The 26,693-nt window shown below is 65.3% G+C and carries 24 protein-coding genes; 9 read left to right on the top strand and 15 right to left on the bottom strand.

Features of this window, described 5'->3' with window-relative positions:
* Positions 1–293: 293 nt before the first annotated feature.
* A complete protein-coding gene (locus QGG75_08055; GenBank protein ID MDP6067189.1) occupies positions 294–878 on the bottom strand; it encodes a hypothetical protein in 585 nt (194 codons plus the stop codon).
* Between the two features lie 201 nt (positions 879–1,079).
* Between QGG75_08055 and QGG75_08050 the strand changes: the two genes are divergently transcribed.
* Positions 1,080–2,870 (top strand): hydantoinase B/oxoprolinase family protein, encoded by a 1,791-nt coding sequence (locus QGG75_08050; protein ID MDP6067188.1) that lies wholly within the window; start codon positions 1,080–1,082, stop codon positions 2,868–2,870.
* 4 nt (positions 2,871–2,874) lie between these two features.
* A complete protein-coding gene (locus QGG75_08045; protein ID MDP6067187.1) occupies positions 2,875–4,965 on the top strand; it encodes a hydantoinase/oxoprolinase family protein in 2,091 nt (696 codons plus the stop codon).
* Between the two features lie 150 nt (positions 4,966–5,115).
* Here QGG75_08045 and QGG75_08040 read toward each other — a convergent pair whose 3' ends face one another.
* The 4 genes from QGG75_08040 to QGG75_08025 all read right to left on the bottom strand — a co-directional run bounded on the left by QGG75_08040 (position 5,116) and on the right by QGG75_08025 (position 9,220).
* A complete protein-coding gene (locus QGG75_08040; protein MDP6067186.1) occupies positions 5,116–6,078 on the bottom strand; it encodes an MBL fold metallo-hydrolase in 963 nt (320 codons plus the stop codon).
* A gap of 77 nt (positions 6,079–6,155) precedes the next feature.
* Entirely contained in the window at positions 6,156–7,076 is a 921-nt protein-coding gene (locus tag QGG75_08035; GenBank protein ID MDP6067185.1) for an Hsp33 family molecular chaperone HslO, read from the bottom strand.
* Between the two features lie 31 nt (positions 7,077–7,107).
* On the bottom strand, positions 7,108–8,031 hold the full coding sequence (gene argF, locus QGG75_08030) for an ornithine carbamoyltransferase (protein ID MDP6067184.1): 924 nt from the start codon (positions 8,029–8,031) through the stop codon (positions 7,108–7,110).
* 4 nt (positions 8,032–8,035) lie between these two features.
* On the bottom strand, positions 8,036–9,220 hold the full coding sequence (locus QGG75_08025) for an aspartate aminotransferase family protein (GenBank protein ID MDP6067183.1): 1,185 nt from the start codon (positions 9,218–9,220) through the stop codon (positions 8,036–8,038).
* Positions 9,221–9,613: 393 nt separating this feature from the next.
* On the opposite strand from QGG75_08025, the gene QGG75_08020 reads away from it, so the two are divergent.
* Together QGG75_08020 and QGG75_08015 are read left to right on the top strand one after the other, a co-directional pair.
* Entirely contained in the window at positions 9,614–11,554 is a 1,941-nt protein-coding gene (locus QGG75_08020; GenBank protein MDP6067182.1) for a thiamine pyrophosphate-dependent enzyme, read from the top strand.
* Positions 11,551–12,177: an indolepyruvate oxidoreductase subunit beta gene (locus QGG75_08015; protein MDP6067181.1), complete on the top strand. Its 627-nt coding sequence runs from the start codon at positions 11,551–11,553 to the stop codon at positions 12,175–12,177. The genes QGG75_08020 and QGG75_08015 overlap by 4 nt, the downstream gene beginning before the upstream one ends.
* Here the strand turns inward: QGG75_08015 and QGG75_08010 are convergent.
* The 4 genes from QGG75_08010 to QGG75_07995 form a co-directional block, all read right to left on the bottom strand.
* Entirely contained in the window at positions 12,158–12,604 is a 447-nt protein-coding gene (locus tag QGG75_08010; protein MDP6067180.1) for an Lrp/AsnC family transcriptional regulator, read from the bottom strand. The two genes, QGG75_08015 and QGG75_08010, sit on opposite strands and share 20 nt — an antisense overlap.
* Before the next feature lie 85 nt (positions 12,605–12,689).
* The gene (locus tag QGG75_08005; GenBank protein ID MDP6067179.1) at positions 12,690–12,917 is read right to left on the bottom strand and encodes a HigA family addiction module antitoxin; all 228 of its coding nucleotides are present in this window, start codon (positions 12,915–12,917) and stop codon (positions 12,690–12,692) included.
* 27 nt (positions 12,918–12,944) lie between these two features.
* On the bottom strand, positions 12,945–13,283 hold the full coding sequence (locus QGG75_08000) for a type II toxin-antitoxin system RelE/ParE family toxin (protein MDP6067178.1): 339 nt from the start codon (positions 13,281–13,283) through the stop codon (positions 12,945–12,947).
* A complete protein-coding gene (locus QGG75_07995) occupies positions 13,283–13,549 on the bottom strand; it encodes a type II toxin-antitoxin system Phd/YefM family antitoxin (GenBank protein ID MDP6067177.1) in 267 nt (88 codons plus the stop codon). Before QGG75_07995 ends, QGG75_08000 begins: the two co-directional genes overlap by 1 nt.
* 166 nt (positions 13,550–13,715) lie before the next feature.
* Between QGG75_07995 and QGG75_07990 the strand changes: the two genes are divergently transcribed.
* Complete coding sequence (locus QGG75_07990; GenBank protein ID MDP6067176.1) at positions 13,716–13,994, top strand: helix-turn-helix transcriptional regulator; 279 nt, start codon at positions 13,716–13,718, stop codon at positions 13,992–13,994.
* A 75-nt stretch (positions 13,995–14,069) separates the two neighbouring features.
* A complete protein-coding gene (locus tag QGG75_07985; protein MDP6067175.1) occupies positions 14,070–14,831 on the top strand; it encodes an SDR family oxidoreductase in 762 nt (253 codons plus the stop codon).
* Positions 14,832–15,194: 363 nt separating this feature from the next.
* Here QGG75_07985 and QGG75_07980 read toward each other — a convergent pair whose 3' ends face one another.
* The 5 genes from QGG75_07980 to QGG75_07960 all read right to left on the bottom strand — a co-directional run bounded on the left by QGG75_07980 (position 15,195) and on the right by QGG75_07960 (position 20,672).
* Positions 15,195–15,482 (bottom strand): HigA family addiction module antitoxin, encoded by a 288-nt coding sequence (locus QGG75_07980; protein ID MDP6067174.1) that lies wholly within the window; start codon positions 15,480–15,482, stop codon positions 15,195–15,197.
* An 11-nt stretch (positions 15,483–15,493) separates the two neighbouring features.
* Positions 15,494–15,772: a type II toxin-antitoxin system RelE/ParE family toxin gene (locus QGG75_07975; GenBank protein ID MDP6067173.1), complete on the bottom strand. Its 279-nt coding sequence runs from the start codon at positions 15,770–15,772 to the stop codon at positions 15,494–15,496.
* Between the two features lie 138 nt (positions 15,773–15,910).
* Entirely contained in the window at positions 15,911–17,572 is a 1,662-nt protein-coding gene (locus QGG75_07970) for a thiamine pyrophosphate-requiring protein (GenBank protein MDP6067172.1), read from the bottom strand.
* 25 nt (positions 17,573–17,597) lie between these two features.
* The gene (locus tag QGG75_07965; protein MDP6067171.1) at positions 17,598–18,386 is read right to left on the bottom strand and encodes an ABC transporter permease; all 789 of its coding nucleotides are present in this window, start codon (positions 18,384–18,386) and stop codon (positions 17,598–17,600) included.
* A 36-nt stretch (positions 18,387–18,422) separates the two neighbouring features.
* Positions 18,423–20,672, bottom strand: coding sequence for a mechanosensitive ion channel (locus tag QGG75_07960; protein MDP6067170.1), 2,250 nt, complete (start codon positions 20,670–20,672; stop codon positions 18,423–18,425).
* Between the two features lie 234 nt (positions 20,673–20,906).
* Here QGG75_07960 and QGG75_07955 point away from each other — a divergent pair, with 234 nt between their 5' ends.
* The 3 genes from QGG75_07955 to QGG75_07945 are packed head-to-tail and all read left to right on the top strand — an operon-like array spanning position 20,907 to position 23,900.
* On the top strand, positions 20,907–22,577 hold the full coding sequence (locus QGG75_07955) for an ATP-binding cassette domain-containing protein (GenBank protein MDP6067169.1): 1,671 nt from the start codon (positions 20,907–20,909) through the stop codon (positions 22,575–22,577).
* 36 nt (positions 22,578–22,613) lie between these two features.
* Positions 22,614–23,099: a hypothetical protein gene (locus QGG75_07950; protein ID MDP6067168.1), complete on the top strand. Its 486-nt coding sequence runs from the start codon at positions 22,614–22,616 to the stop codon at positions 23,097–23,099.
* Between the two features lie 9 nt (positions 23,100–23,108).
* Positions 23,109–23,900: an HlyD family type I secretion periplasmic adaptor subunit gene (locus QGG75_07945; GenBank protein ID MDP6067167.1), complete on the top strand. Its 792-nt coding sequence runs from the start codon at positions 23,109–23,111 to the stop codon at positions 23,898–23,900.
* Positions 23,901–24,144: 244 nt separating this feature from the next.
* Here QGG75_07945 and QGG75_07940 read toward each other — a convergent pair.
* Positions 24,145–26,693, bottom strand: a 2,549-nt coding sequence (locus QGG75_07940) for a CHASE2 domain-containing protein (protein ID MDP6067166.1), incomplete at its 5' end; no start/stop codon positions are given.

The following is a 26,693-nucleotide window of genomic DNA, read 5'->3' as shown; positions in this document are numbered from 1 at the left end:
CGATGACCAAACGATCCGTGTTCATCCAAGCCTCCTGACAAAAGAAAGCTTGAATCACTTTTTGACGCTCTTGGGAATCCCTTAAATGTCAACGGGCCCTAGTGCAACGGGAGCGACCGCGACCCGCCGCTACTGCGGCGCGCCCGCGCAGGCTGCGGAGCGAAGCGGAGCCGCCGTGAGCGATAAAAAGCCAACGGGAGCGACCGCGACCCGCCGCTACTGCGGCGCCCCCGCGGAGGCTGCGGCCCGCAGGGACGCCGCCGTGAGCGACAAAAAAAACCAGGATCTGCGCTTCAGCGCAGATCCTGGCCCATATGCTGGCGCATGCTCTTGATTGCGGCGACGTCGAGATCGTCGAGCAGGGCCGAGACCAGATCGAAGAACAACTGGTGGCGGTCGTTCAGCGAAATCTCCTCGGCCGCGGTGCGCGAGCGCTTGACCGCCGCCGTGGCGAAGGAGGAGCGCCCGCCGAGCGGCGAGGTGACCTCGATGCGCACCTCGATGCGGGCGTCGTAGCGCACCGACTGTTCGTTGCTGAAAAGTCCGCCGACGCCCTTCTTCACCGAGAGTGGGGTGGCGATGACGCTGGCGTCCTGGATGATCACCCGGCCCCGGCGCCCCGAACCGGTGGCCCGGAAACGGCGCTGGGCCCAATAGAGCGTGGCCTTGGCCGGGCTGACGGGGAACTCGTGCTCGACGTTGGGCGCGCGCAGCGGCGAGACGTAATTCTCGATCACCTCGATGGTCGAGACGTCGAGGCCGATGGGGGTGAGATGGGCGAAGGTGAGATCGGGAAACACCGGCGCCGGGGCCGGCGTCTCGCAGGCCACGGGCAGCAACAGTACCGCCGCCATTATCGCCGCTTTGATCGCTCGCATCCTGGCCCCTCGGATCTCGGCGCCGCTACCGCTCCATGATGAAGGGAGCTCGGCACGATTTCAAGCCGAGCCTACTCGGGCAGGCGTTAATTCATCCCTACCGAAGCGCCGAATTCGTGCTGCGGGAAAGCTTCTGCTACCATCATGGCCAAGCGGTGAGAGCCCTCCTGACAATCCATCAGCGACGAAAGCCGAGCCAGCATGACGCGCAGCCCTGAATACGATCCCATCGAATTCGAACTCTTCAAGAACGCCATCCATGCCATTGCCGACGAGATGGCGGTGACGATCTGCCGCACCACCTATTCCGGAGTGCTGCGCGACAACATGGACTTCTCCACCGCGGTCTGCGACGGCGAGGGCAAATTGGTGGCCCAGGGCCTGACGCTGCCGCTGCACCTGGGCTCGATCCCGACGGCGCTGGAGGTGGTGATCGCCCAATACGATGCCGAGATGGTGGCCGGCGATATCTACATGGTCAACGATCCCTTCGCCGGCGGCATGCATCTGCCGGACATCTTCCTGTTCAAGCCATTGTTCGCCGCCGGCCGCCGCATCGCCTTCGCCGCCGCCATCTGCCACCACGCCGATGTCGGCGGCCGGGTGCCGGGCTCCAACGCCTCGGATTCCACCGAGATCTATCAGGAAGGCCTGCGCATCCCGCCGCTCAAGCTCTACCAGGCCGGCAAGCGCAACGAAACGCTGTGGACCCTGATCGAGCGCAACGTGCGCATCCCGGTGCAGGTGTTCGGCGATCTCAGGGCCCAGCTCGCGGCCTGCCATATTGCCGAGGGCCAGATGGGCGACTTGCTGGAGCGCTATGGCGTGGCCAAGGTCGAGCTTTACATGAACGAGGGGATCGAACATACCGAGCGCCTGACCCGGGCCGCCATCGCCGAATTGCCGGACGGCGAGGTCAGCTTCGAGGATTGGATCGACGACGACGGCATCGATCTGGGCCAGCCCATCCGGCTCTTTGTCACGATAGAGAAGCGGGGCCAGTCCATGCGCGTCGACTGGAACGGAAGCTCGCCCCAGGTAAAGGGGGCGATCAATTCCACGCTCTCGTTTACCAAGGCGGTATCGTACGCCGCCATCCGCTCGGTGCTGCCGGGCGAGATCGCCGCCAACGAGGGCCTCTTCCGCGCCATCGAGGTGACGGCGCCGCCGGGCACCATCACCAACATGGTGCTGCCAGGCGCCTGCGCCGCCCGCGGCCTGACCGGCTTCCGCATGGGCGACTGCATGTTCGGGGCGCTGGCCCAGATGCTGCCCGACCGCGTCTTCGCGGCCTCCGACGGCGGCAACACGGGGGTATCCATCGGCGGCTACGACGATCAGCGCAAGGCCTTCATCTATGTCGACTTCGCCTGCGGCACCTGGGGCGGACGGCCCTGGGCCGACGGCCTGCAGGGCAACACCAACATGTTCGCCAACATGGCCTCGCAATCGGTGGAAGTGATCGAATCCGAGCAACCCATCCAGATCCTGAGCTACGAGTTCCTGCCCGACCGGGCCGGACCGGGCAAGTTCCGCGGCGGTGCGCCCTATCGCCGCGACTATCGCTTCCTGGAGCGCGAGGCGGTGCTGCAGGTGCGCTCCGACCGCCGGGAATTTCGCCCCTACGGGCTCTATGGCGGCTATCCGGGACAGCCCTCGGCCAACTTCCTCAATCCCCAGGACGAAAACCGGCCGCTGCCCTCGAAGCTCAACATCACCTTCCGCCGGGGCGACGTCTTTCGCCACGAATTGGCCGGCGGCGGGGGCTGGGGCGATCCCCTGGAACGCGATCCCGAGATGGTGCTGACCGACGTGCGCAACGAGCTGGTCAGTGCCCAGGCCGCGGCCCGCGACTATGGCGTGGTGATCGACTGTGCCGCCTGGTTCGTCGACACCCAGGCCACGGGCGCTTTGCGCGCCAAGCTCAGCCAGGTCCGCCCGGAGGTCCCCGATATCGCCTGGCACGATGTTGTCATGGCAGCCACGGATTAGTCTCATGACAAACTTTCGCGTCGGCGTCGATATCGGTGGCACCTTCACCGATATCGTCTTTCTGCGTCCCGACGGGGCCTTGCACACCAAGAAAGTACCCTCGACGGTCGACGATTATGCCCGCGGCATCGTCGACGGCATCTCCCACGTCTTGAGCGATGCGGGCTTAAGCGCCGACCAGGTGGCGGACATCCTGCACGGCACCACCGTGGCCTCCAACGCCATTCTCGAAGGCAAGGGCGCCCGCACCGGGCTGATCACCACCGAGGGCTTTCGCGACGTGCTGGAGATCCGCAACCTGCGCATGCCCAGGCTCTACGACCTGCACTGGGAGAAACCGCCGCCGCTGGTGCCGCGCTACCTGCGGCGCGGCGTCCGTGAGCGCATCAGCCACAGCGGCGCGGTCGAGACGGCGCTGGATCCGGCCGAGGTCCGCCGTGTGGTCCAGGCCTTGCTGGACGAAGAGGTCGAGTGCATCGCCGTTTGCCTGCTCAACGCCTACACCAACCCGGCCCATGAACAAGCCATCGCCGAGATCATCGCCGAGTTGGCACCAGAACTTTCGCACTGCATCAGCTTCGACGTGCTGCCGGAAATAAAGGAGTACGAGCGCACCTCGACGACGGTGATCAATGCCTACGTGATGCCCATCGTGGCGCGCTATCTGGAAGCGCTGATGCTGGCGCTCGACGGCATCGGCATCAAGGCGCCGCTGATGCCGATGCAATCGAACGGCGGCATCGTCAGCGCCCGGGCCGCCACCGAGAAGCCGGCCAACATCATCGAATCGGGGCCCGCGGCCGGCGTCGTCGGCGCCCGGGCCCTGGCCCGCAAGCTCGATCTCGCCGACATCATCACCTTCGACATGGGTGGCACCACGGCCAAGACCTCGCTGATCGAAGGCGGCAAATTCACCCGCAGCCTGGATTATCAGGTCGGTGGCGACATCTTGATGGGCTCGCGGCTGTTGACGGGGGCGGGATATCTGTTGAAGTTGCCGGCCATCGATCTCGCCGAGGTCGGCGCCGGAGGCGGCTCGATCGTCTGGATCGATGCCGCCGGCTCGCTGCAGATCGGGCCCGAGAGCGCCGGCGCGGATCCCGGCTCGGTGTGCTACGGCCGGGGCGGCACCAGGCCCACGGTGACGGATGCCAACGTGCTGTTGGGCTATCTCAATCCGGATTTCCTGGTGGGAGGTGAGCTGCCGCTTCAGACCGAGGCCTGCCGCCAGGTCTTTCAGGCCGAGATCGCCGAGCGCCTGGATCTGGAACTGGCCCACGCCGCCTTCGGGGCCCATCAGATCGCCGCATCCAACATGATCCGCGCCATCCGCGCGATTTCCAGCGAACGCGGCCGCGACCCCCGCGACTATGCCTTGATGGCCTTTGGCGGCAACGGCCCCCTTTTCGCCGCCGGCATGGCCCGGGCCCTGGGCATGGGCAAGATCGTGGTGCCCCCGGCACCGGGGCTGTTTTCCTCCTTCGGCCTCTTGTATGCCGACGTCGAACACCATTTTTCGCGGAGTCTGATGGGGCTGTTGCGCGACAGCGATCCGGCCCTGCTGACGGCGGCCTGGCAGGAACTGGAAGCGCAAGCCCGGGCACAACTGATCCAGGACGGCTTCGAGGAACGCCAGATCTCCATCCGGCGTGGCGCCAACATGCACTACAAGGGACAGATATTCGAATTGTCGGTGCCGGCTCCCGATGGCGTTTTCGACGAGGCCAAGATAGCCGAATTGGAAGAACGCTTCGGCCAGGAACACGAGCGCACCTACGGCCATCGCGCCGGCCCCGAGGAGCCGGTGGTGCTGGTCACGGCGCAGCTCGTCGGCCTGGGCCTGCCCGACAGCGATCCGGTTCCCGACCGCTTGACGCTGCCCGAGCAAGCGAACTTGGTTGCTCCGCGCCGCCGGCCGGCCTATTTCGGTCCCGACGTGGGCTGGCTGGAAACCGATATCATTAGCCGGGCCCAGTTGACGGCCCGGCGTGAGGGCCCGCTGATCGTCGAGGAATACGACGCCACCTGCCTGGTTCCCCCCGGCGCCAGCGCCGAGCGCGATGGCTACGGCAACATCGTCATCGAGCTGGAGTAGCGCGCGAAAGTGGTCCCTGTCCCCACTTTAAGGCAGTACGAAAAAACACCCCCTCCCTGCCCTCCCCCATCAAGGGGGAGGGGAAAAAAATAACTCCCTCCCCCACAGGGCCGAAGCTGGGGGAGGGTTGGGGTGGGGGGGGCGGCGCCTTTATCCGCAGCCCGAAACACACCTCCCGGCGGCATCGAACTCCATGGTGCGGCCGCTCAAGGGCACGTGCACGGGAACCTTGGTGGCCTTTATGAAGGCCTCTGTTTTGCTGCCGGCCCTGACCTTGCCGCCCTCGGTCGCCAACTCGTTGGCGTGAGAGGCGATCACCGCATTTGGCTTGACCAGTTGGTTGATGACGTAAGCGGCCTCGGTGGGTCCGGTGGTGTAGACGTCGCCGATGTTCATGACCACCAGTTTGGCCTGGTAGTGCCGGCGCACCACGGTCTCTTGTTCGGCCGTGACGCCGGTGTCGCCCGATAGATAGGCGACCAGCCCGTTGGAAAACGTCAGGACGAAACCGGTGGGCGGGCCGACATAGCCGGCCAGGCCGGCGGCCGCCATCATCTTGCCCAGGTCGCCGCCGATCATGGCGGGATGAACGCCGTTCGAATGCACCGCCGGCACGGTGGTGATCTTGACGCCGCCGAAGCTTCGCGACGAGCCGAAGCGGGCGAGCTGGGATTTCTTGGCATTACCCCCCAGCGATTTCAGCTTGTTGCCCAGGAAGCCCTGCATCTCGCTGCCGCTGACGATGGTCGCTCCCTTGGCCAGCGCGATATTGACCAGGTTGGTGTTGGGCAGCGCCAACTCCGTGAGCGTCGGTTTGCCACAGCTGCCGGCGTTGGGTGTCGGCTGATGCTTGTCGCCGACGTGATCGCGGTGCATGTGGCTCAACAGGATGAAGTCGATTTTTGCCAAACGCGGATCGTTCGGGCCGGCCACGGTGCGGCCCGGATCGTAAAGAATTCGGGTACCAACGGGGTCTTCGAAGACCGGGGCCCGGTCGAAGGGGCAAAACTCGCCATCGATCAGGCCAAGGGGCGTTATTTTGACCCCGGCGGCGGTGGCGGGTTGGCTTGCCAGCCCGGCCAGCAAAGCGGTGCAAACGGCTATCGCAGGCATGATTACGCGCATCGTGAGCCCCCCAATTTGCTTCGTGGTCGGTGTTTTTTTCGTGACGCTATCACACTTGAAGTGTTCTAGGAATCTCGGGAAGCCGCTATTTCCGCCTCAGCGAAGCGGTAAACCTGGTTGCAGAACTTGCAGGTGGCGGTGATGGCCTCGTCCTCGACCATGTCGGCGATGTCGGCATGGGGAAAGCCCGCCAGCAGCTCCTGCATGCGCTGGCGGCTGCAGCGACAGGCAGCAACCAGCGGCAGCGGCGTGAAGACCCGCACGCCGTCCTCGTGAAACAGCCGGTAGAGCAGATCCTCGGGCGCCAAGGCGGCGTCAGAGAGCTCGCCCGGTGCCGTGCTGCCGACCAGGGCCAGGGCGCGGCGCCAGTCGTCCTCGGCTTCGTCGTCGAGGTCGTCGGGCCGATCCGAGGCCAGGCGCTCGATCATAATCCCGCCAGCCCTCCAGCCCGCTCGCGGGTCTTTTGTTTGTGGCGGCGTGACGTCGACCCGCAGGGCGGCGTCGAGCTGTTCGGACTGGCGCAGGTAGGCATGGGCGCAATCGACCAGTGTCGCGCCTTCGAGCGGCACGATGCCCTGGTAGCGCTCGGTATCGGGCCCCTGATCGAGGGTAAAGGCCAGCCGCCCCGCCCCCAGCAGATGCGGCACGGAAGGGCTGCCGCCCGAGACATCATCAAACGAAAATGTGCCCGAGGCACTGCCCGAGGTGCGGGCGTAGGCGCGCATTTCGCCGCTGGTGGTGAAGTCGGCGATCATCAGGTCGACCGGCCCCTCGCTTTCGGTCTGCAGCGAAAAGGTGCCGTCGAACTTGAAGCTGCGGGCGATGGCCGCCGCCAGCACCAGCATTTCGCCCAATAAGATCGATACCGGCTGGGGATAGGCGTGGCGAAGCAGCACTTCGTCGACCAGCGGCCCGAGCCGCACCAGGCGGCCGCGCACGTCGGCGCTTTCCAGCTTGAAGGGCAGGATCAGGTCGTCGGGGTTCACGGAGCCGGGAGTCGCGGGTTGCGTCAAGGATTTACGAAAGGCACCAGCCGAGGATGCCTTTTTGGGCGTGCAGGCGGTTCTCGGATTCGTCCCAGACCACCGACTGGGGTCCGTCGATGACCTCCGCCGTGACCTCCTCGCCGCGGTGCGCCGGCAGGCAGTGCATGAACAGCGCATCGTCACGGGCCAGGCCCATCAGGCGTTGGTCGACGCGGTAGGGTGCCAGCAGGTTGTGCCGCGTCTCGGCCTGGTCGTCGCCCATCGAGACCCAGGTGTCGGCGATCAGGACATCGGCGCCGCTGGCGGCCTCGTCCGGGTCCTGGATCAGGCTGACGGCGGCACCCTGGGCGCGCGACCATTCCAGCAGCTCCGGGTTTGGCGCCAGCTCCCGGGGGCAGGCCAGGCGCAATTCGAAATCGAAACGTGCCGCCGCGTGCATCCACGAGGTCGCCATGTTGTTGCCGTCACCGCACCAGGTCACGACTTTGCCGGCGATCGGCCCGCGGTGCTCCTCGAAGGTCATGACGTCGGCCATCACCTGGCAGGGGTGGCTCTGGTCGGTAAGCCCGTTGATCACCGGCACGCTGGCGAACCTGGCCATCTCCAGCAGATTGTCGTGGGCCGTGGTGCGGATCATGATGGCGTCGACGTAGCGCGACAGTGCCCGCGCCGTGTCGGCGATGGTTTCGCCGCGATCGCGTTGCATGTCCTTGCTGGTCAGCAGGATGGCCTGGCCGCCCAACTGGCGCATGGCCACGTCGAAGGAAACCCGGGTGCGGGTCGAGGGTTTCTCGAAGATCATGGCCAGCAGCTTGCCGGCCAGCGGCAGGCCGTCGTCGGGCTCGACCTGGCCTCGGCCCTGGCGCGCGGCTTTTGCCCGGGCCGAATCGTCGAGGATAGCGCGCAAGGTGGCCCTGTCGAACTCGGCGATGTCGAGAAAGTGCCGGGGCGCCATAACCCTAGTCCCCGGAATCCGCGAACCGTGCGCAAACCTCTTCGATGATGCCCACGGCCTCGTCGATCTGAGCGTTTTCGATGTTCAAGGGCGGCAGCAGCCGCACCACGTTTTCGCCCGCCGGCACAGTCAACAGACCGGCCTCGCGCAACGCCGTCACCACGTCGAGATTTGTGGGCTTGACACGAAGCCCCAGCATCAGCCCCTCGCCCCGGACCTCCTCGACCACCAGCGGGTGGCTCGCAACCAGGCCCTCGAGGCGCTGGCGCAGCCGGCCGGCGAGGCGGGCCACGTTATCGAGAAACCCCTCTTCCAGCATCACGTCGAGCACCGCATTGCCCACCGCCACGGCCAGCGGATTGCCGCCGAAGGTCGAGCCATGGCTGCCCGGCTGCATGCCCACGGCGGCAGCCTCGGTGGCCAGGCAGGCGCCGATCGGGAACCCGCCCCCCAGCGCCTTGGCCAGGGCCATGACGTCGGGGGCCACGCCTTCCCACTGATGGGCGAAAAGCTTGCCGGTGCGCCCCAGCCCGCACTGCACCTCGTCGAAAAACAGCAGAACGCCCGCCTCGTCGGCGATCTGGCGCAGCTTGGTCAGATACCCCGCCGGCAAAGGCTTGATGCCGCTCTCGCCCTGCACCGGCTCGACCAGAATGGCCGCCGTCTCCGCGCCCACGGCAGCCGCCATGGCGTCGGCGTCGCCGAACGCCACCTGATCGAAGCCCTCGACCATGGGCCCGAACCCGGCTAGATGCTTCTCCTGGCGCCCCGCCGCCAGCGTCGCCAGGGTGCGCCCGTGGAAGGCGCCTTCGATGGTAACGATGCGATAGCGCTCGGGATTGCCGCCAGCGCTATGAAAGCTGCGGCAGACCTTGATGCCACACTCCATCGCCTCGCCGCCCGAGTTGCAAAAAAACACCGTCTCGGCAAAACAGTTCGCCACCAGCCGCTCCGCCAGGCGCTGCTGTTCGGGGATCTGGTATAGGTTGGAGACGTGCCAAAGCCGTTCGGCTTGCTCTTTGAGGGCGGCGACGAGCTTGGGATGTCCGTGCCCCAGCCCATTGACGGCAATGCCGCAGGCGAAGTCGAGATAGCGCCGCCCGTCGCCGGTAAACAGGTACGATCCCTCGCCCTTCTCGAAGGCGATATCGATACGGCCATAGGTCGGCATCAACACGGTCATGGTGATCGCCTCGAAGCAAGCAAACCGCCGTGTGCGGCGGTTTGGCTGTGGGAAAGCCGGGGAGTATGGGAGTGTGGGTGCGTGGTGTCAACGTGGGGTTGACGGGGGGCGGCGGGGGGCCGGGAAGGTTCCCGGCTTGCGCCGATATGGGATGCTGTCCTCTGGCGAAGTGATCTTGAACTACAGCCTTGTCCTGCAAAAAGATGTGAGCACAGCCTTGATGGTGCAATATCATTGTAATTAATCCAATGAGACGCGGAATCATTGCACCTTACCTCCCGCAAAGCGGCCTATTCGCAAACATCCGCCGGCCGCGATTTGTTACCCTGACGACTGGGATTTCCGCCGGCAACGGCGATCCCGCCGCGCCCGCGTCGGCTGCCTCTTGGGAACAACGCCATGAACATCGCCCTGCCGATCGCCGGCCGCGAAGCCCAATTGGCTTCCGGCAATCAGGCGGTGGCCGAGGGGGTGCGCCACGCCGGCGCCCTGGTCGCCGCCGCCTACCCCGGAACGCCATCGACGGAAATCCTCGAATACCTCAGCGAATTCGCCGATCTCGACGCCCATTGGGCGACCAACGAAAAGGTCGCGCTGGAGGTCGCGTACGGCGCCAGCCTGAGCGGGGTGCGGGCCTTCTCCGCCATGAAACACGTCGGCCTGAACGTCGCCGCCGATGCCTTGATGTCGCTGACGCTTTCCGGTGCCGTCGGCGGCCTGGTCTTCGCGGTGGCCGACGATGTCGGCCTTTCGTCGTCGCAAAACGAGCAGGATTCGCGCTACTGGGGCCGCTTTGCCCATTTGCCGCTGCTCGAGCCCGCCGATTCGCAGGAGGCCTACGACATGGCCTGGGAGGCTTTCGGCCTGTCGGAGCGCTTCCAGTGCCCGGTGCTGTTGCGGCTCACCACCCGGGTCTGCCATGTCAAGACCAGGGTGGCGTTCGCGCCGCCGCCCGAGGCCGATCGGACAGGCGCCAAGCCCGCCTTCGCCGGCCAGCCCGACCGCCTGGTGCTGGTCCCGGCCATCGCCCGCCAGCGCCTGCCGGTGCAATTCGCCCGCGACCGGGAGCTGGCCGCCTTCAGCGAAGAGTGCGCCTACAACCAGGCCAGCGGCGGCGGCGACGGCGACGGCGGGGGGACAGGCTTCATTGCCTCGGGCCCCGCCTATCTCAGCCTGCGCGAGAGTTTTCCCGAGGCGCCGGTCTATAAGCTCGGCTTCAGCCACCCCCTGCCTTTCGAGCGCATCCGCGAATTCGCCCGCGGCCTGGAGCGCCTGGTGGTGGTGGAGGAGACCGAGCCGCTGGTCGAGACCGAGTTGCGGGCGGCCGGCATTCCGGTCCATGGCAAGGATCTGCTGCCGGCCAGCGGCGAGTTGACGGCGACGACGCTGCGCCAGGGCCTGCGGCCGTTATTCACTGATTCGTCGGACGATCCGGGTGCCGAACCGGCGAACGACCCGGGGGCGGCCCCGCCGCTCGAGCCGGTCTTCGTCCGCCCCCCCACCATGTGCGTCGGCTGTCCCCATCTCGGGGTCTACTATTGCCTCTCGCGCTTCAAGAAGAAGGCCATCATCACCGGTGACATCGGCTGCTACACCCTGGGTGCCGGACAGCCCTGGCAGGCGCTGGACTGCGTGGTCTGCATGGGCGCCTCGATCGGCATGGCGCTGGGCATGGACCTGGCCCGGCGCCAGCAGGGCGACGAGGCGGCCGACAAAAAGAAGGCGATCATCGCCGTGATCGGCGATTCGACCTTCCTGCACATGGGCCTGCAGGGCCTGATCGACGTGGTCTACAAGGGCGGCAACATCACGCTGATGATCCTGGACAATTCGACCACGGCCATGACCGGCGGCCAGGACAACCATGCCAGCGGCCGCGATGTCCGCGGGCAGCCGGCGCCGGAGCTCGATTTCACCGCCCTGGTGCGGGCGCTGGGCGTCCGTCCCGAGCGCATCCACGAGGTCGATCCTTATGAAATGCCGAAGCTCTTCAAGATCATCAAGCAGGAAACGGCGGCGCCCGAGCCTTCGGTGATCATCACCAACAAGCCCTGCGTACTGATCGAGGATTTCCGGCCCGAGCGCCCGCTGGCGGTTATCGAAGAGGCCTGCACCGGTTGCGCCAATTGCCTGCAAACCGGCTGTCCGGCGCTGCAGGTCACGCGCCGCGAGGTCGAGGTCAAGAAATCCGGCAAGCGTTTCGACAAGGCCTGGGTGCGCATCGATTCGCTGGCCTGCACCGGCTGCCGCCTCTGCGCCGAGACCTGCGGCCCCGACGTCATTCAGCCGCTTGGGGACGTGCCGGTCGCGGACCGGGCCGGGGCGGAGGTGGGGGCATGAATGGCCCCGCCGGCGGCGACGCCAGCTACAACATCGTGGTCGCGGGAACCGGCGGCCAGGGCGTGATGACGGCCTCGGAAGTGCTGGCGCAAACCGCGCTGGCGGCCGGCTTCGACGTCAAGAAAACCGAGGTCGCCGGCATGGCCCAGCGCGGCGGCAGCGTCAACTCGCAGGTGCGCTTCGGGCGGCAAATCCTCTGCCCCTCGATTGCGCCCGGCGAGGCCGACCTGCTGCTGGCCCTGGAACCGGCCGAGGGCCTGCGCTGGCTCGGCTGCCTCAAGCCCGAGGGCGCCGCCCTGGTCAACCTGACGGCCTTGATACCGCCGGTGGTCTCGACCGGTGCCGCCAGTTACCCCGAAGACCCGCTGGCCAGCATGCAGGCCTCCGGGCGGGCGGTGCAGGGCATCGAGGCGACGGAGGTAAGCCGGCGACTGGGAGAGCCCCGCCTGGTCAACATGGTGATGCTGGGCGCGGCCAGCGCCAAGTTGCCGCTCGATCCGGAATTGCTGGCGGAAACCGCCATGGCCCGCTTCCTGGAGCGCAAGAAGGCCCTGGCCGAGCTCAACCTGCGGGCCTTCAAGGCCGGGCAAGAGCTAGTGGGTACTACCTCAGGGGCAGGCTGACCTCTTCCTTGAGGGTCTCCAGCACGATGTTGGAATGGACGCGGGCCACGCCTTGGTTGGGCAACAGGACATCGTTGACCAGATCCGAGAGCTCCCGCAGATCACGCACCACCACCTTCAACAGGTAATCGGCCGAGCCCGTCAGGGCGTGGGCTTCCAGGATCTCCGGCGTCCTCGCGGCCAGCTCGCGGATGCTGCGGGCGCCCTTGGTGTTGTGGGCGTCCAGCGAGAGACTGATGAAGACCGTCACCCCGAACCCCAGCCCTTCGCGGTCGAGCAGCGCCCGATAGCCCCGGATCAGGCCCCTCTCCTCGAGGCCGGCGCGGCGGCGCGAACATTGCGAAGCCGACAGCCCGACCAGTTCGGCGAGCTGCTGGTTGCTGACCGAGGCGTCGCTCTGCAGGGCATCGAGGATCTTCAGATCCATGGGATCGGTAGGGCGTGTTTCGTGCATGTTCTTGTCGAATGAAGCAACGTTTTTGCGGATATTGCCTCCATCATACCACAACGCCTCACCGATGAGGGGAGTCGCTCTCCTTTCGACCGCGATGTCGACACGGGCGCAGGTGGGTATCGCCCCGGGAAGGATCGGCGCTGATGCCGCGGCTGGCGTTGACGATGGCGCTGATGCGGTTTTGCGGCACCTTGATGGCTGCCGCCAGCCGGTTGGCGCTGAGCTCGAGCGGTTCGAGAAAATCCTGCTTCAGCGTCACCCCGGGGTGGATGGGAATGCGAGTCATTTGAATCTCCTAGTGTCCTGCCCCAGGCTACTCCGGCCCCCGACCACGGCGCGGCCGTGGGCGGCGGGGATTTTCCAATTGTCGCTTCAGGTCCAGTTGTCCGTGCAGAACATTGAGAATTTCGACCTTCGCGCCTCTTACGCGGTAGAAGATAACGTGCCTGCCTTCGACAATGCTCCTGTATCCGGGTTTGATTTCCGGCCGTTCCCTGCCGAGGTGGGGATTTTCGGCCAATGCATCAAAACGTTCAAAGAGCTGTGTCAGGTATTTTTTTTCTTGATCAATGCCCCATTTTTCCGCCGTGTATTGACCGATCCTTTTGAGGTCGGCACGCGCCGGCTTCGTCAGGACATATTCATTTGCCATCAAGTTTTCGGCTGACGCTCGCCGTCAAGTTCATCGAGCAAGCCCTGCAAACTGCTGTCCTCGGCAAACTCTCCCCTGTCGGCCTGCGCTTCGCTATGGGCCAGTATCGCCCGCAGACGTTCCAGCTTCAGTTCTTCATACTCCGTTTCCGACATCATCACGGCAACGGGGCGGCCGTATTTTTCGATCGAAACCGGCTCCCGCTGCACCGTATCCATCAGCTCGCCAAAATGCTCCTTGGCATCTCTGGCGCTATAGGCTTTCATGGCAGCTTCCAGTTATGTACAACATGTACATGAGAGCCTTAATGTACATTTTTGTCAAATATTTTGAGTAGCTGGGGAACAGTGAGGACCTGCCCTCGATGTCGGGTGATTTGAGAGGGCATACCAAAAAATGGTATAGTACCGGCATGCGAGCCATGCTGAACCGATGACCATTCCCTTTTCCAAACTGCGAAGGAAATGGCGCGACGACCCGGAATACCGCAAGGATTACGCCGCCCTGGCGCCCGAGTTCCGGCTGGCGAGGGAGCTTGTCGAGGCCCGGACCAAGGCCGGACTGACCCAGGAGCAGGTCGCCGAGCGCATGGGAACCAGCCAGCCCACGGTGGCTCGCCCGGAGAGCGGCCACAAACCTTCACTGAAAACCCTCGAACGATACGCCAAAGCCGTCGGGATGAAGGTTGATATCCGCCTTGTGGCAGGGTGAGATGAGCGGCGCTTGGTCGAGGCCACGCAGGCCGTGCCCCGGTGAGAAATGCGGGCCATCAAGGAGGGAAGGGAAATGCGGTTTCAAGACAAAGGCGTTGTCGTTACCGGTGGGGGAAGCGGAATTGGGCGCGAGACGGCACTGGCCTTCGCGGCCGAGGGCGCCAAGGTCGTCATCGCCGATATCGACCCCGAGACGGCCGAAGGCTGCGCCGCGGAGATCGTCGAAGGCGGTGGCCAGGCCAAGGCCTTCACGCTCGATACCACGGACGCGCCGGCGATGGCGGCCGGCTTCGCGGCTTTCGAGGATTGGCTCGGCGCTCTCGATGTGCTCGTCAACAGCGCCGGAGTACGCGAGATCGTGCCCATGATCGAGCTCTCCTACGAGGAGTGGTGCCGGGTGATCGGCGTCAACCTGACGGGCGTTTTCCTTTGCTCGCAAACCTTCGTCAGGCGTCTGGTAGAAGCCGGCCGCGCCGGGGCGATCGTCAATCTGGCCTCGACGCTGGGCCTGGTGGCGGCGCCCAAGCGGGCGGCCTACACGGCTTCCAAGCACGCCGTCGTGGGGTTGACCAAGCAGATGGCGCTGGAATTGGGCGAACAGGACATTCGCATCAATGCCGTCGGTCCCGGGGTCACGCGGACGGCCATGACCGAAGCCTATTTCGATGATCCCGAGATGGCCGAGACCGTGCGCTCGGTCCACGCCATGAACCGCTGGGGCGAAGCCGACGAGATCGCCCGCGCGATTCTCTTTCTGGCCTCCGACGAGGCCAGCTTCATCACCGGCACGACGCTGATGGTCGATGGCGGCTGGACCGCCGGGAAGAAAATGTGAGGGGAGCACGACCAAGTTAAGTCGACTGCCTTTAGCCGGCCCCAGGCTCGCAGCTGATACCCGTGCCGCGGACCAAAGCATTTCAAGATTGAACCGCCAACGTCCCCAAACGCCATCATGCGGAGGGCACAGCCCCTACCGCGGAGAGAACAGTGGACCCGGCAGGAACTTGATGGAGAGCTTGACATCCAGGTCCCGAGTTAGAGAACAGCCTCGGCTATTTGACGCGGCGGCGGCTCCACACGCTCCTGCGCGACCGGAGGCCATCCTTCCGGTCCGCCTACCGGCGAGTGCCCTTGCTTGGATGGCAGGCTTGGGATCTACCCATGAAATGGGCAGGCAAATTTTTCGCAACGCAGTGCCTTACGCAGCCTCAATGCGCTTGACCTTGATTTTGCGCTCCAGGTCACGCGACCGGGCGAGGTCGAAAGCCAACTGCATGCCGAGCCAGGTTTCCGGGGTCGAGCCGAAGGCCTTCGACAGCCGGTAGGCCATTTCGATGGACACGGACGCCTTCTCGTTGACCAGGTTGGAAAGCGTTTGGCGGCCGACGCCAAGCCGCTTTGCCCCTTCGGTAACCGAGAGCCCCAGGGGGGCCAGGCAATCCTCGCGCACAATGGCGCCTGGATGCACAGGGTTCTTCATGGCCATGTCAGGACCTCCTAGTGATAGTCCAGATAATCCACATCGACAGCGTGCCCGCCCTCGAAGCGAAAGGTCACCCGCCAATTGCCCGGGACCGAGACCGCAAAATGGCCCTTCAGGTTGCCCTTGAGCCGATGCATCCGAAAGCCGGGCAGGTCCATTCCTTGTAGCCCGCTACTTCGGTCCAATGCGGTCAGGATACGCTCAAGCTTTGCCCTGTGGCCCGGCGCGACTTTTGCCGGGCGTCCACCTTCATAAAGCGCCTTCAGGCCGCGATGACGGAACGACTTGATCACTTGGCGAGTGTACGGTGTCGATCGACAGTCGTCAATATGGGCGGCCGACCCGGGTTTTTGCTCGGGGACGTTCGCCATGCCCTGGGACAGGCGGCGGCGACAAGGTGAATGGGTGATCCCGGATTTGAAGCCGCTGCCTCAGTCGATTCCGCTGGGCAGCTTCTTGGCCATGCGCGGCTCCTCCGCCGTGATGACTTCGAGAAGCGCCGGGGAGCCTTCGGCATTGCGCTCGAGCGCCCGGGCGATGGCCGGCTTAATCTCCGCCGGCGCCTCCACGCGCTCGCCATGGGCGCCCAGGGACTTCGCCATGTCGGCATAGTCTCCACCCAGCTCGTGGATGGCGTATTCCTCGGCGGCGCTGGGATGGTATTCCCTGTAGCCACCCATCACCGCGTTCTTCAGAACGATGGTGGTGGTGCCGATGCGGTTGCGCACGGCAGTCTCGATATCCATGCCGACCATGCCGATGGCGGCGTCGCCGCAGACGTTGATGCAATTCCAGTCGGGCCGTGCCAGCTTGGCGCCCTGCATCAGCCCCAGCCCCATGCCGAGCTGGGTGGTCTTGCCCCAGCCCATGTAGCCGAAGGGCGTGAGGGCCTCGAAGAAAGCGGTCATCTGATCGCGCGGCGAGCCGGCATCGTGGGTCACCACGGTCTTGCTGCGATCGACGGATGCCATGAGGTCGTTGACCACCCGGTAGGGGTTGATCGGGACCGTGTCCGATTCGAGCAGCGGCCGCCATTGTTTGAGATACGCCGCCTTGAGCGCGGCGATCTCGTCCGCCACCGCGCTCTCCGGGCGCCGGCCGCTCTCGCCCATCACTTCCGTGGCCCGGGCGACGATGGCGGCGATGGTCGGCTTGGCGTCGCCGACGAGGCCGAAATCGAGGGGGTAATCCTTGGCCAAATCGCCCTCCCAATTGGTCAGCTGGGCGAAGGTTCGGCCCTTGGTCGGGAACGGCGTGATGTAGTCCGAGCGGCTGAAGCTGGTGCCCAGGCCGAGGATCAGGTCGGCCTTGTCGAGGAAACGAACCACGCTATCGGGCCTTGATGCGCCGGCGCAGCCCAGCGACAGCGGGTGGTTCTCGGGAAAGGCGCTCTTGCCGTTGAGCGTCGACATGACGGGCGTTTGGGTCAGCTCGGCGAGTTGGCGGAGTTCATCCCAGGCCCCGGCGTACAAAATGCCTTGGCCGGCGACGATCAGCGGCGACTTGGCCCCCAGCAGCATGTCGACAACCTGGCGCACGTCTTCCCTTGCGCCGGCCGGGGCCGAGCGGCGCTGGGGGCGGTAGCTCTCGAGCAGGGCCGCATCGACCGCCCCGCTGAAGATGTCGATCGGCACCTCCAGCAGGACCGGGCCCGGTCGGCCGTTCCTGAGCCGCGCGAAGGCGTTCTGCATCATCTCGGGGATGCGCTCGGCCCGGAGCACCATCTCGCTCCATTTGCTGACGAGCTGGGTGTTGCGCGCCGCGTTGAAGTTTGGCGCCGCCCCCTGATCGCCGAGCGCATATCCGCCCGGCATGTGCAGTACCGGCACGTTGTCGGCGTAGCATTGCGCCAAGGCGCCCACCGCGTTCTCGGAGCCGGGACCGTATTGCACGGTGGTGCAGCAGATCCGCCGCCCGCCCGTGGTGCGCGCGTAGCCGTCAGCGATGTGCAGCGCGTGGCGTTCCTGGCGCACGATCAGCGGCCGCATACCAAGCTTGGCAACGGCATCGATGAGGTCGCTGTGGGGAAAGGCGGGAACCAGCTCGATGCCTTCCGCCTTGAGAATGTTGGCGATCAGGTCCGCGCCGTTCATCGCTTTCTCCTTCAGACCGCGCCCCTCAGGCCTTGAGCTTGTAGCCCCGGGCGAACACCACGTAGCAGAGCGCGCAGAGCCCGGCGTTGACCGCCCCCAGCACCACCGCCCCCAGCACCACCGAGCCGTCCGACGAGCCGATGAAGCCATAACGAAAGCCGTCGATCATGTAGAAGAAGGGATCGAAGCGGCTCAGGCCCCGCCAGATCTCGGGCAGGCGCTCGATGGAATAAAAGGTGCCGGAAAGGAAGGCGAGCGGCGTGATGACGAAATTGGTGATCAGCGCGAGCTGATCGAACTTGTCGGCCCAGATGCCGGCGAGCAGGCCCATCAGCGAGAGCATCAGCGCGCCGTTGAGAGCAAAGAACACGATGGCGGCGATGTTGTAGGGCTGCAAGGGCGCGAAGAGGGCCATGGCCAGGGTGACGCTGAGGCCCACCAGCAGGCCCCGGGTGGCGCCGCCGGCGGCATAGGCGAAGGTGAGCTCGGCGGCCGACAAGGGCGGCATCAGGACGTCGACGATGTTGCCCTGGATCTTCGAGATCATCATCGAAGATGCGTTGTTGGCAAACGAGTTCTGCACGATGGTCATCATGATCAGGCCGGGCGCCAGGAACTTGAGGTAGGGCACGTCGCCGACGGTGCGCACCGCGCCCCCCAGCACCAGCGAAAAGATGGCCAGGAAGATGAGCGAGGTTACCGTCGGCGCCAGCACCGTTTGGCCCAGCACGCTGACGAAACGCTGCACTTCCTTGGCATAAAGGGTCCAGACGCCGAGCCAGTTGACGGCGCCGATCTCAGGCCGTGATTCCATGAGTCAGATTCCGATTCGGTTTCGCGCAACGGGCGCTCAGCTTTCGCTTTCGGGCTCCGTAGCGCTGTTTTGCACCCGCAGCATCTGGGCCCGGCCGCTCTTGTCCTCGCCCATGAAGATGGTGCTGTGGGGGAAGGGTATCTCGATGCCGCGGGCATCGAAGGCGTGCTTGATGCGGCGGTTGAGCGCCCGCTTGATGCGCCACTGCTGGCCGGCCTCGGTCTTCAGCCGGGCCCGGATGACCACCGCCGAATCGTCGAAGCGGTCGACGCCGTCGATGCTGATGGGCTCGAGGATGTGCGGGCCGAATTCCGGGTCCTGGCGCAGCTCCTCGCCGACCTCCTCCAGCACCGCCATGACTTCCTCGATGTCCTCGCGGTAGGCCACGCCCACCTCGGCGATGTGGAAGGCGTAATCCTTGGTCATGTTGGTGATGGTGTCGACCGACGAGAAGGGCACGGTGTAGACGGTGCCGCTGGGCGCGCGCAACTGGATGGTACGTACCGTGAGCGATTCGATGGTGCCGGAATGGCCTCCCACCTCGACGTAGTCGCCTACCGAGATGGCGTCCTCAAAGAGGATGAAAGCGCCGGTGATGATGTCCTTGACCAGGGTCTGGGCGCCGAAGCCGACGGCCAATCCCACCACTCCGGCACCGGCCAGCAGCGGCCCGATGTCGACGCCGAGCTCGGATAACGTTGTCAGCGCCGCCAGGGTGAAGATGACGACCAGGAGCGCGTTGCGGGCCAGCGGCAAGAGCGTGCGGGCGCGGGCGCTGCGCACCACCTCGTGGTCCTCGGTGTCACGCTTTTCCAGATAGATGGTGATGAGGCCGCTAGCCAGCTCCCAGATGCCCAGCGAGACCAGCAGCACGAAGATGACGTTCACCGCCCGGGCCAGCAATTCGCGGCCGCTGTCGCCGGCCAGCCAGGCAAAGACGTCGATCTCCCAGGCATCGAGCAGCAGCAGCGCCGCCACGAAATAGACCAGTCCGGCGGCCACGTTGCGGGCCCAGGGCAAATATCGGTTGGCCCGGCTTTCGATATGGGGATAGCGGGCGCGAATGGCCGGCGAGACGCGCAGCAGCCGATCGGCGCCGCGGCGCATGAGGTCGCGCACCAGGCGGGTCGCCAGCACGATGACCAGGCTGACCAGGGTGCCCTCGAGCAGGTAGGCGAAACCGCCCGGGATCTCCAGCGCCCAGACGAAATAAAGTGCCGCCAGGTAAAGACCGGCCACCACGTGCCAGGCGTCGGCCAGGCGGCGGCGCAGGTTGCTGAAGGAGAAAACGCCCCCCGCCTCGCCGCTGCCGCGAATGGCGGCGGCCACCTCGGCCTTCAATTGGCTGACCAGCACGAACAGCAGCAAGGCCTCGCCCAGGCCGACCAGCTTGACCAGCACCGTATAGCCGCCATCCGGCAGCCCCAGCGCCAACAGCGCCTGGGCCGTGAAATAGCCGAACACCGGCAGGTTGACCAGGCGGCGCAGCCAGACGAACAGGTAGGCCGCGGTTTTGTCCTTCAAGGTCCAAAGCCTGAGCGTCGGCACCAGCGGCGTCAGCAGCATGCGCGCCACGGCCAGGATGCCGCGCGCCAGCACCACGGCATAGATGGCGGCCAGCATCACCAGCCGCGCCCGTTCGCCGGGTTCCAGCAGCGCGATGGCGGCGAAGGCGCCGCCGGCGAAGGCGGCGATGGGCACCAGGTCCAGGAGCGTCCGGGCCACCAGCAGCGGCGCTTGCTGCCAAAGCCGGGCGGCCTCCGAACTCTGCTGCTCGACGGCGCGGCGCGCCCGGGCCAGGAACCAGCGCACCAGGCCCGCCGCCACCAGCCCGGCCGCCACCATGACCGCCAGCTGGAAGACGATGCGCAGCCACAGCGCGCGGCGTTCGGGGTCGTCGGCCTGGGCCCCGAACCAGGCCACGATGCGGCGCGGATCGCCGTAGTTGCGGCCCAGCGTCACCAGGGCCGAGCCGGCCTCCCCCAGGGTCTGGGAAAAACCGCGCAGCGTTTGCGAAAGGGCGTCTGAGGTGGGCGCCTCGGGGCTGGCGCCGCGGGCCGCCATGAGGCCCCGCAGCGTGGTCACCAATTCTGCTCTCCGGCCCTCGTCCTGCAGCGTCTCGACCAGGGCCGAGAGCTCCTCGACGGTGGCCGCCGGTAGTCCCTCAAGCGTCTGGCCCTCGGGCGCCTGGGCCCGAAGCGGGGCCGGGTCGAGCAGTACCAGGCCGAGCCAAAGCAATGCCGCCAGCGATCGCAATCCGGGGGTGATGGCGATTAATTTCTTCATCGCCAACCATACTACCCCGCATTTCCCACCTGGTCATGGCCTGCCATCTCCCGCGGCTTTAGGCTTTCTTAACCTGGATGAAGTTGGTTAAGACCATTGGTTTGACGTTTGGTAAGCGTAGTAACGATTTGACCTGGCGTGATTTTGACCCGGCGCGAGCCGAGAGTGGGACGAGGTATGTCGGACGAAAATCCGAATGCTTGGCTGAAGCCTATCCTCAAGCCGTTGAAGCCGATGTACCGCGAGGTCGGCATGATCTCGCTGTTCGTCAACTTGCTGGCCTTGGCGGTGCCGGTCTTCACCATGCAGATCTACGACCGCGTGATCTTCCACGCCGGCATCAGCACGCTCGGCGGGCTGCTGGTCGGCATGGGCATGGTGCTGCTCTTCGACTTCGTGCTGCGTCAGGTGCGCAGCCGCATGATGCAGCGTGCGGCGCTGCGCATCGACGTGGCGGTGGGGCGTTCGCTTTTCGACAAAGTCCTGGCCATGCCGCTGGCGACGCTGGAAGCGCGCACGGCGGCCTACTGGAATGCGCTCTTCAAAGACGTCGACGTGGTGCGCAACACGCTCTCGGGGCCCTCGGCCATCCTGGTCACCGACCTGCCGTTCGCCGTTCTCTTCCTCGGCCTCATCGTCGTCATCGCGGCGCCGGTGGCCTTCGTCATCGCCCTCGTCCTGCCGGTGTTCGTGATCGTCGGCTGGCGCTCGGCCCAGGTCGTCAACCAGGCCAGCAGCGAGGAGCGCGAATCGGGCTTTGGCCGCGACACCTTGATGGCCGAGATCATCTCCGGCCGCTCGACGGTCAAGGCGCTGGCGCTGGAGGACGATCTCAAGCCGCTGTGGGAGGAGAAACAGGCCGAAACCATCGAACGCTCCATCCTGCGCGGCGGGCGGGCCGACAAGTACATCAACCTGGGCGCCGGCCTGGCCACCTTCACCTCCATCGCCATGGTTTCGGTCGGCGCGCTGGCCATCATGGACCAGCGCCTGACCATCGGATCGTTGATTGCCGCCAACATGCTGAGCAACCGGGTGCTGGGGCCCTTCAACCAGCTGGTGGGCTCGTGGCGGGGCTACGCTTCCTACCGCCAGGCCGTGAAGCGGCTGGGCGAGGCCTTCGGCATGCCCCAGGAGCGCAGCGAGATCAGCATCGCGCACGACCGGCCGCACGGCGTCATCGGGCTCGAGAACGTCAAGTTCTCCTATGGCGAGGAAAGCGGCCTGGTCATCGACGGCGTGCGCCTGGAGATCCAGCCCGGCGGCCTGATCGCCATCCTGGGCGCCAACGGCAGCGGCAAGTCGACCCTGGTCAAGATGATCCAGGGGCTCTATCAGCCGACCGCGGGCCGGATATTGCTCGACGGCGCCGACATCAAGCAGTTCACCCGCACCGAGATGGCCGAGTGGTTCGGCTACGTGCCGCAGGAATGCTTTCTCTTTACCGGCACCATCCGCGACAACATCGCCAAGGGCAACTCCGGCGCCAGCGACGAGGAAATCCTGACCGCCTCCAAGCGGGCGGGACTGCACGAATACATCATCGATTTTCCCGACGGCTACGGCACCGAGGTCGGCGAGGCCGGGCAGCGCCTTTCCGGTGGCATGCGTCAGCGCCTGACCATCGCGCGCGGCCTGCTGGGCGATCCGCCGATTCTGATTCTCGACGAGCCCTCGAGCAACCTGGACCGCTCGGGCGAGGCCGAGCTTGCCGAAACCCTCGAGACCCTGGCCCAAGACCATACCGTCCTGCTGATCACCTACAGTCCCGGCCTGCTGGCGGTTTGCCGCCAGGTGCTAATCATGCAAAAAGGGCGTATCGTACGTAGCGGCCGGCCCATCGACGTGGTGCCGCAATTGGTGGCGGGGCAGATGCCGGCCCCGCTGCTGCGGGAGCAGGCGTAGCAACGGCTGGGGAGATCCCGGCGACACAGGCGGCCCATGGGTCAGCTCGACGAACTGGTAGACAGCCACCCCGTACCGACCGGGCGCAAATACGCCTGGGGCGTCATGGTGCTGTTGGCGGTGCTCGTGGCCTGGACCTATTTCACCCAGCTCGACGAATACGCCAGCGCCGAGGGTGAGGTGATCCCGCAAAGCCAGGTCCGCGACATCCAGAGCTTCGAGCGCGGCATCGTCGAGGCGATCTACGTCCAGGATGGCGATATCGTCGAAAAGGGCGCGCAACTGATAGCCCTTGACCTGGCCAGCGGCGGCAACCTCGATCAGGTCCAGGCCGAGCTCGATGCCCTGCTGATCAGAAAGGCCCGCCTCGAGGCCGAGGCCGAGGGCGGCAAGCCGAAGTTCCCCGAGGGGCCCCTGGAGCGGCTGCCCAACATGGCCAAGGCCGAACAACTGCAGCTCCAGGATCGCCGCGACGAGTTGGACGCCGGTCTCGACAAGCTCAAAAGCGAGGTGCGGCAATAACGCCAGGAGATCAAGGAATTCCAAGCCACCCTGGCGGCGGCCAAGAAAAATCTCGCGTTGGCCAAAAAGAAAGTCAAGATGGGCGAGGCCCTGGTCGAGGAAGCGTTGATTTCGAAGGTCCAGTTCGTCGAATGGCAGCAGGAAGTGGAAAGCCTCAATGGCCAGGTCGATGCCAACGTGGAATCGATCCCCAAGGCCAAGGCGGCGCTGGCCGCCGTGCAGAAGGAAATCTCCTCGTTCCGCATCAAATTCCGCCGCGAGGCGCGCACCGAGCTGGGCCGCACCGAGCTCGAGATCGCGGGCAAGGAGCAGGCCCTCAAACAGGCCGAGGAGAAGGAGCAACGCACGGTCGTCAGCAGCCCCATCAACGGCGTGGTCAAGGGCTTGGCCTTCAACTCCATCGGCAACGTGGTGCGCGACAGCGACGTCATCATGCAGATCGTGCCGATTCACGAAAATCTCATCGTCGAAGCCAAGCTCAACCCCATCGACCGGGGCTACGTGCGCGAAGGCCAGCCCGCCCAAATCAAGGTTTCATCGTATGATTTCGTGCGCTACGGCGGTCTCGACGGCCGCGTCAGCCACGTCGCCGCCGACTCGAGCCTGGACGACGACGGCACGCCTTTCTTCAGGGTCCTGGTGACTACCGAAAAGGCTTATCTCGGCGACCGCGAGGGCGATTTGCCCATCACCTCGGGCATGCAGGCCACGGTCGACATCCAGACCGGCTCGAAGTCGGTGATGGAATACCTCATCCGGCCGGTGCTCAAGATCCGCTATGAGGCGTTTCATGAACGCTAAGGCGGTTAGCGTTCGTTGGTTTTAGCGCTCACGGCGGCGGAGCTGCGCTCCGCAGCCTCCGCGGGGGCGCCGCAGTTGCGGCGGGTCGCGTTGCTCCCGTTGCACCAAGACCAAGCAGCAAATAACAAAAAAGGGTGAGGCGGCTTTTGTTGCTAAGCCGGCCCCCGGTAGGGGGTCGGAGGCCAAGGGCGCGGATGCGCCCGCCCGGTGAGGGGCTAAAAAAAAGAGGGTCTAACGAAAGAATCTACTTCGAGGTGGCGACGAAGACGCCGTCCCAGTCGTCACCGGGCGGGTTCAGTTCGTACTCGACCATGCGCTCCTCGTAGAGATCGTAAAGCACGTCGAGCGAGCCCTCGAGTTGGCGGTGTTCGGCGAATAACTTGCGGGTACCTTCCCAGTCCTGCGACCGGTAGGTCGCGATCATGATGTCGTGCTTGGCCTTGAAGTCCTGGAATTCGGGCGACTGGGCCATCTCGGCGTCGCCCAGCAGAGCGAAAATGCGCACTGCCTCGGACTTGCCCTTGACGGCCAGAAGGTCGAGCTCGACGGAGGCGTATTCGGGTGCCGCCTGTTGCGTCAGGTCGCCGATGACGATGCCGACGCCGTAGGTCTTGGACTGGCCCTCGAGGCGGGCGGCCAGGTTGACGGCATCGCCCAGCACGGAATAGTCGAAGCGCTGGGCCGAGCCCATGTTGCCGACGCAGCATTCGCCGGTGTTGAGGCCGATGCCGATGTTGATGGGAAAAAAGGGCTCATTGGCGGCCTCGCGCTCGACCTTGATCTCCTCGTTCAGGCCCTCCAGCGCCGAGAACATGGAAAGCGCCGAATCGCAGGCATGCTGCGGGTGGCGGCCATCATCCAGGGGCGCGTTCCAGAACGCCATGATGCAGTCGCCCATGTACTTGTCGATGGTGCCCTGGCGCGACAGGATCATGTCGGTCATGGGCGTGAGAAAGCGGTTGATGAGGTTGGTCAGGCCGGTGGGGTCGGACTTGAACTGTTCCGAAATCGTGGTGAAGCCGCGGATGTCGGCAAACAGCAGCGTCAGGTCCTTCATCTCGCCGCCCAGCGTCAAGCGGTCGGGCTCGTCGGCCAACTGCTCCACCAGGGCCGGCGAGAGATACTGGCTGAAGGCGCCGCGCATCTGTTTTTTCTCGGCCATGGTCTTGGCGTAGCTGGTATAGGTCAGCAGCAGATAAAGCGCGAAGGTCGAGGCACTGGGATAGGTGACGTCGACCAGCGTCAGTTTTTCGCTGTATTCATACCAGGAATAGCCGGTCAGGCCGGCGAACAGCACCACCAACAGGCCCAGCGTCCAGGCCGCGCCGATGGTCGGCACCAGCATGATCATGGCCAGGCCGGCGACCAGGGCCATGACGATCTCGACGCCGGCCGAATCGATGGGCCGTTTGAGATAGTTCTGGGTGAGGATGGTTTCCAGCAGGTTGGCGTGGACCTCGACGCCGGGCAGCGCAGCGTCGATGGGGCTGGTCCAGATGTCCAGAAGGCCGGCGGCGCTGGTGCCGACCAGGATGAAATTGCCCTTCACCCGGTCCAGGGGCGCGGTGCCATTGATAACGTCCTTGGCCGACAGATAGAGGTTCTTATCGTAGGGACGGTAGTAGACCGGGATGCGGCCACCTGGATCGGTAGGGATCTCGAAGCCCTTACTGATGACGATGTCCTGGACCAGGACCTTGCCGGACCCCAGGTCCTCTTTCGAGCGCACGAGATAGGTGGAGCGCCCGGCCGCTACCCGCAGCATTTCGATCACCAGGGCGGGATAGATCTGTTTTTCCACCCCGATGATGGCGGGAACGCGGCGCGCCACACCGTCGCTTTCGGGTTTCAACGTGACCATGCCGCGGCCCGAGGCGAACTTCTCGAGGATCGGGATGTTGCGGACCAAGCCGGGCATGCGGAAGATCACTTCCCTGGGATTGGGCCCCTTGAAACCACTGGGCGTGCCCTTGGGCAGCTTGCCTTCGCCGATTTTGCTCTGGTAGCCGCTCTGGCCCAGCACCACCCGGCCCTGCCGGAGTGCCAGGGCGAACACCCGGTCGTTCGAGGGCAGGCGCTTGAGCTGCTTGGCCAACTCGGGCTTGAGGCCGGAGACGGAAGTGGCGAACTTGTCCGGCGACATGCGGTCGGGCTCGACGAAGAAAACGTCGAAGCCGACCACGATGGCGCCCATCTTCATCAGGTTGTCGACCATCCTGGCCAGCATGGTGCGGGGCCAGGGCCATTGGCCCAGTTCCTCTATGCTGGCCTCGTCGATGTCGACGATGGTGACGCCGTTGGGCAGTCCCCCCGGCGGCAGTTCGCGGGGTTGGATGATCTGGTACTGATCGAAGGCCTTGGCCCGCCAGACCTGCACCACTTCCGGGTCGATGCTGCGCACCACGCCCAGCACCAGCAGCAGGATCAGGGCGATGCCGCGGCCGGCGCCGAACCAAGATTTGAGCCGGCTCATGAGCGGCTTTTTCTTGCGCTCTCCGTCGCCCCCGCCCTGTGGCAAGAGGCGCTGCTTGAGGCGCTGCCAGGGTCCGTCGCCACCCTCGGTTTGACCTGCATCTTCAAAGTGGCTGGCGGTGGTATCGCTCATGGCGTCCACATCCGTCACCGCGGCCGAGATATCCAGCGCGATGGCGGTATCCTCGGCACCGCTGGCGTCGCTCACGCTCACCGTCGGCGCATCGGCCACACCCGTCACCGCCACGTTCAGCGTCGAAACCGTCGAGGCCGTGTCGCCGTCGGCTTCCGTCGAAGTCGCCGTCACCGTCAGCGAGAAGT

The sequence above is a fragment of the Alphaproteobacteria bacterium genome (genome assembly GCA_030740435.1).
Classification (GTDB): domain Bacteria; phylum Pseudomonadota; class Alphaproteobacteria; order UBA2966; family UBA2966.
The sequence above is the reverse complement of the archived record's forward strand: the minus strand, read 5'-3'. Positions and strand labels throughout refer to the sequence as shown.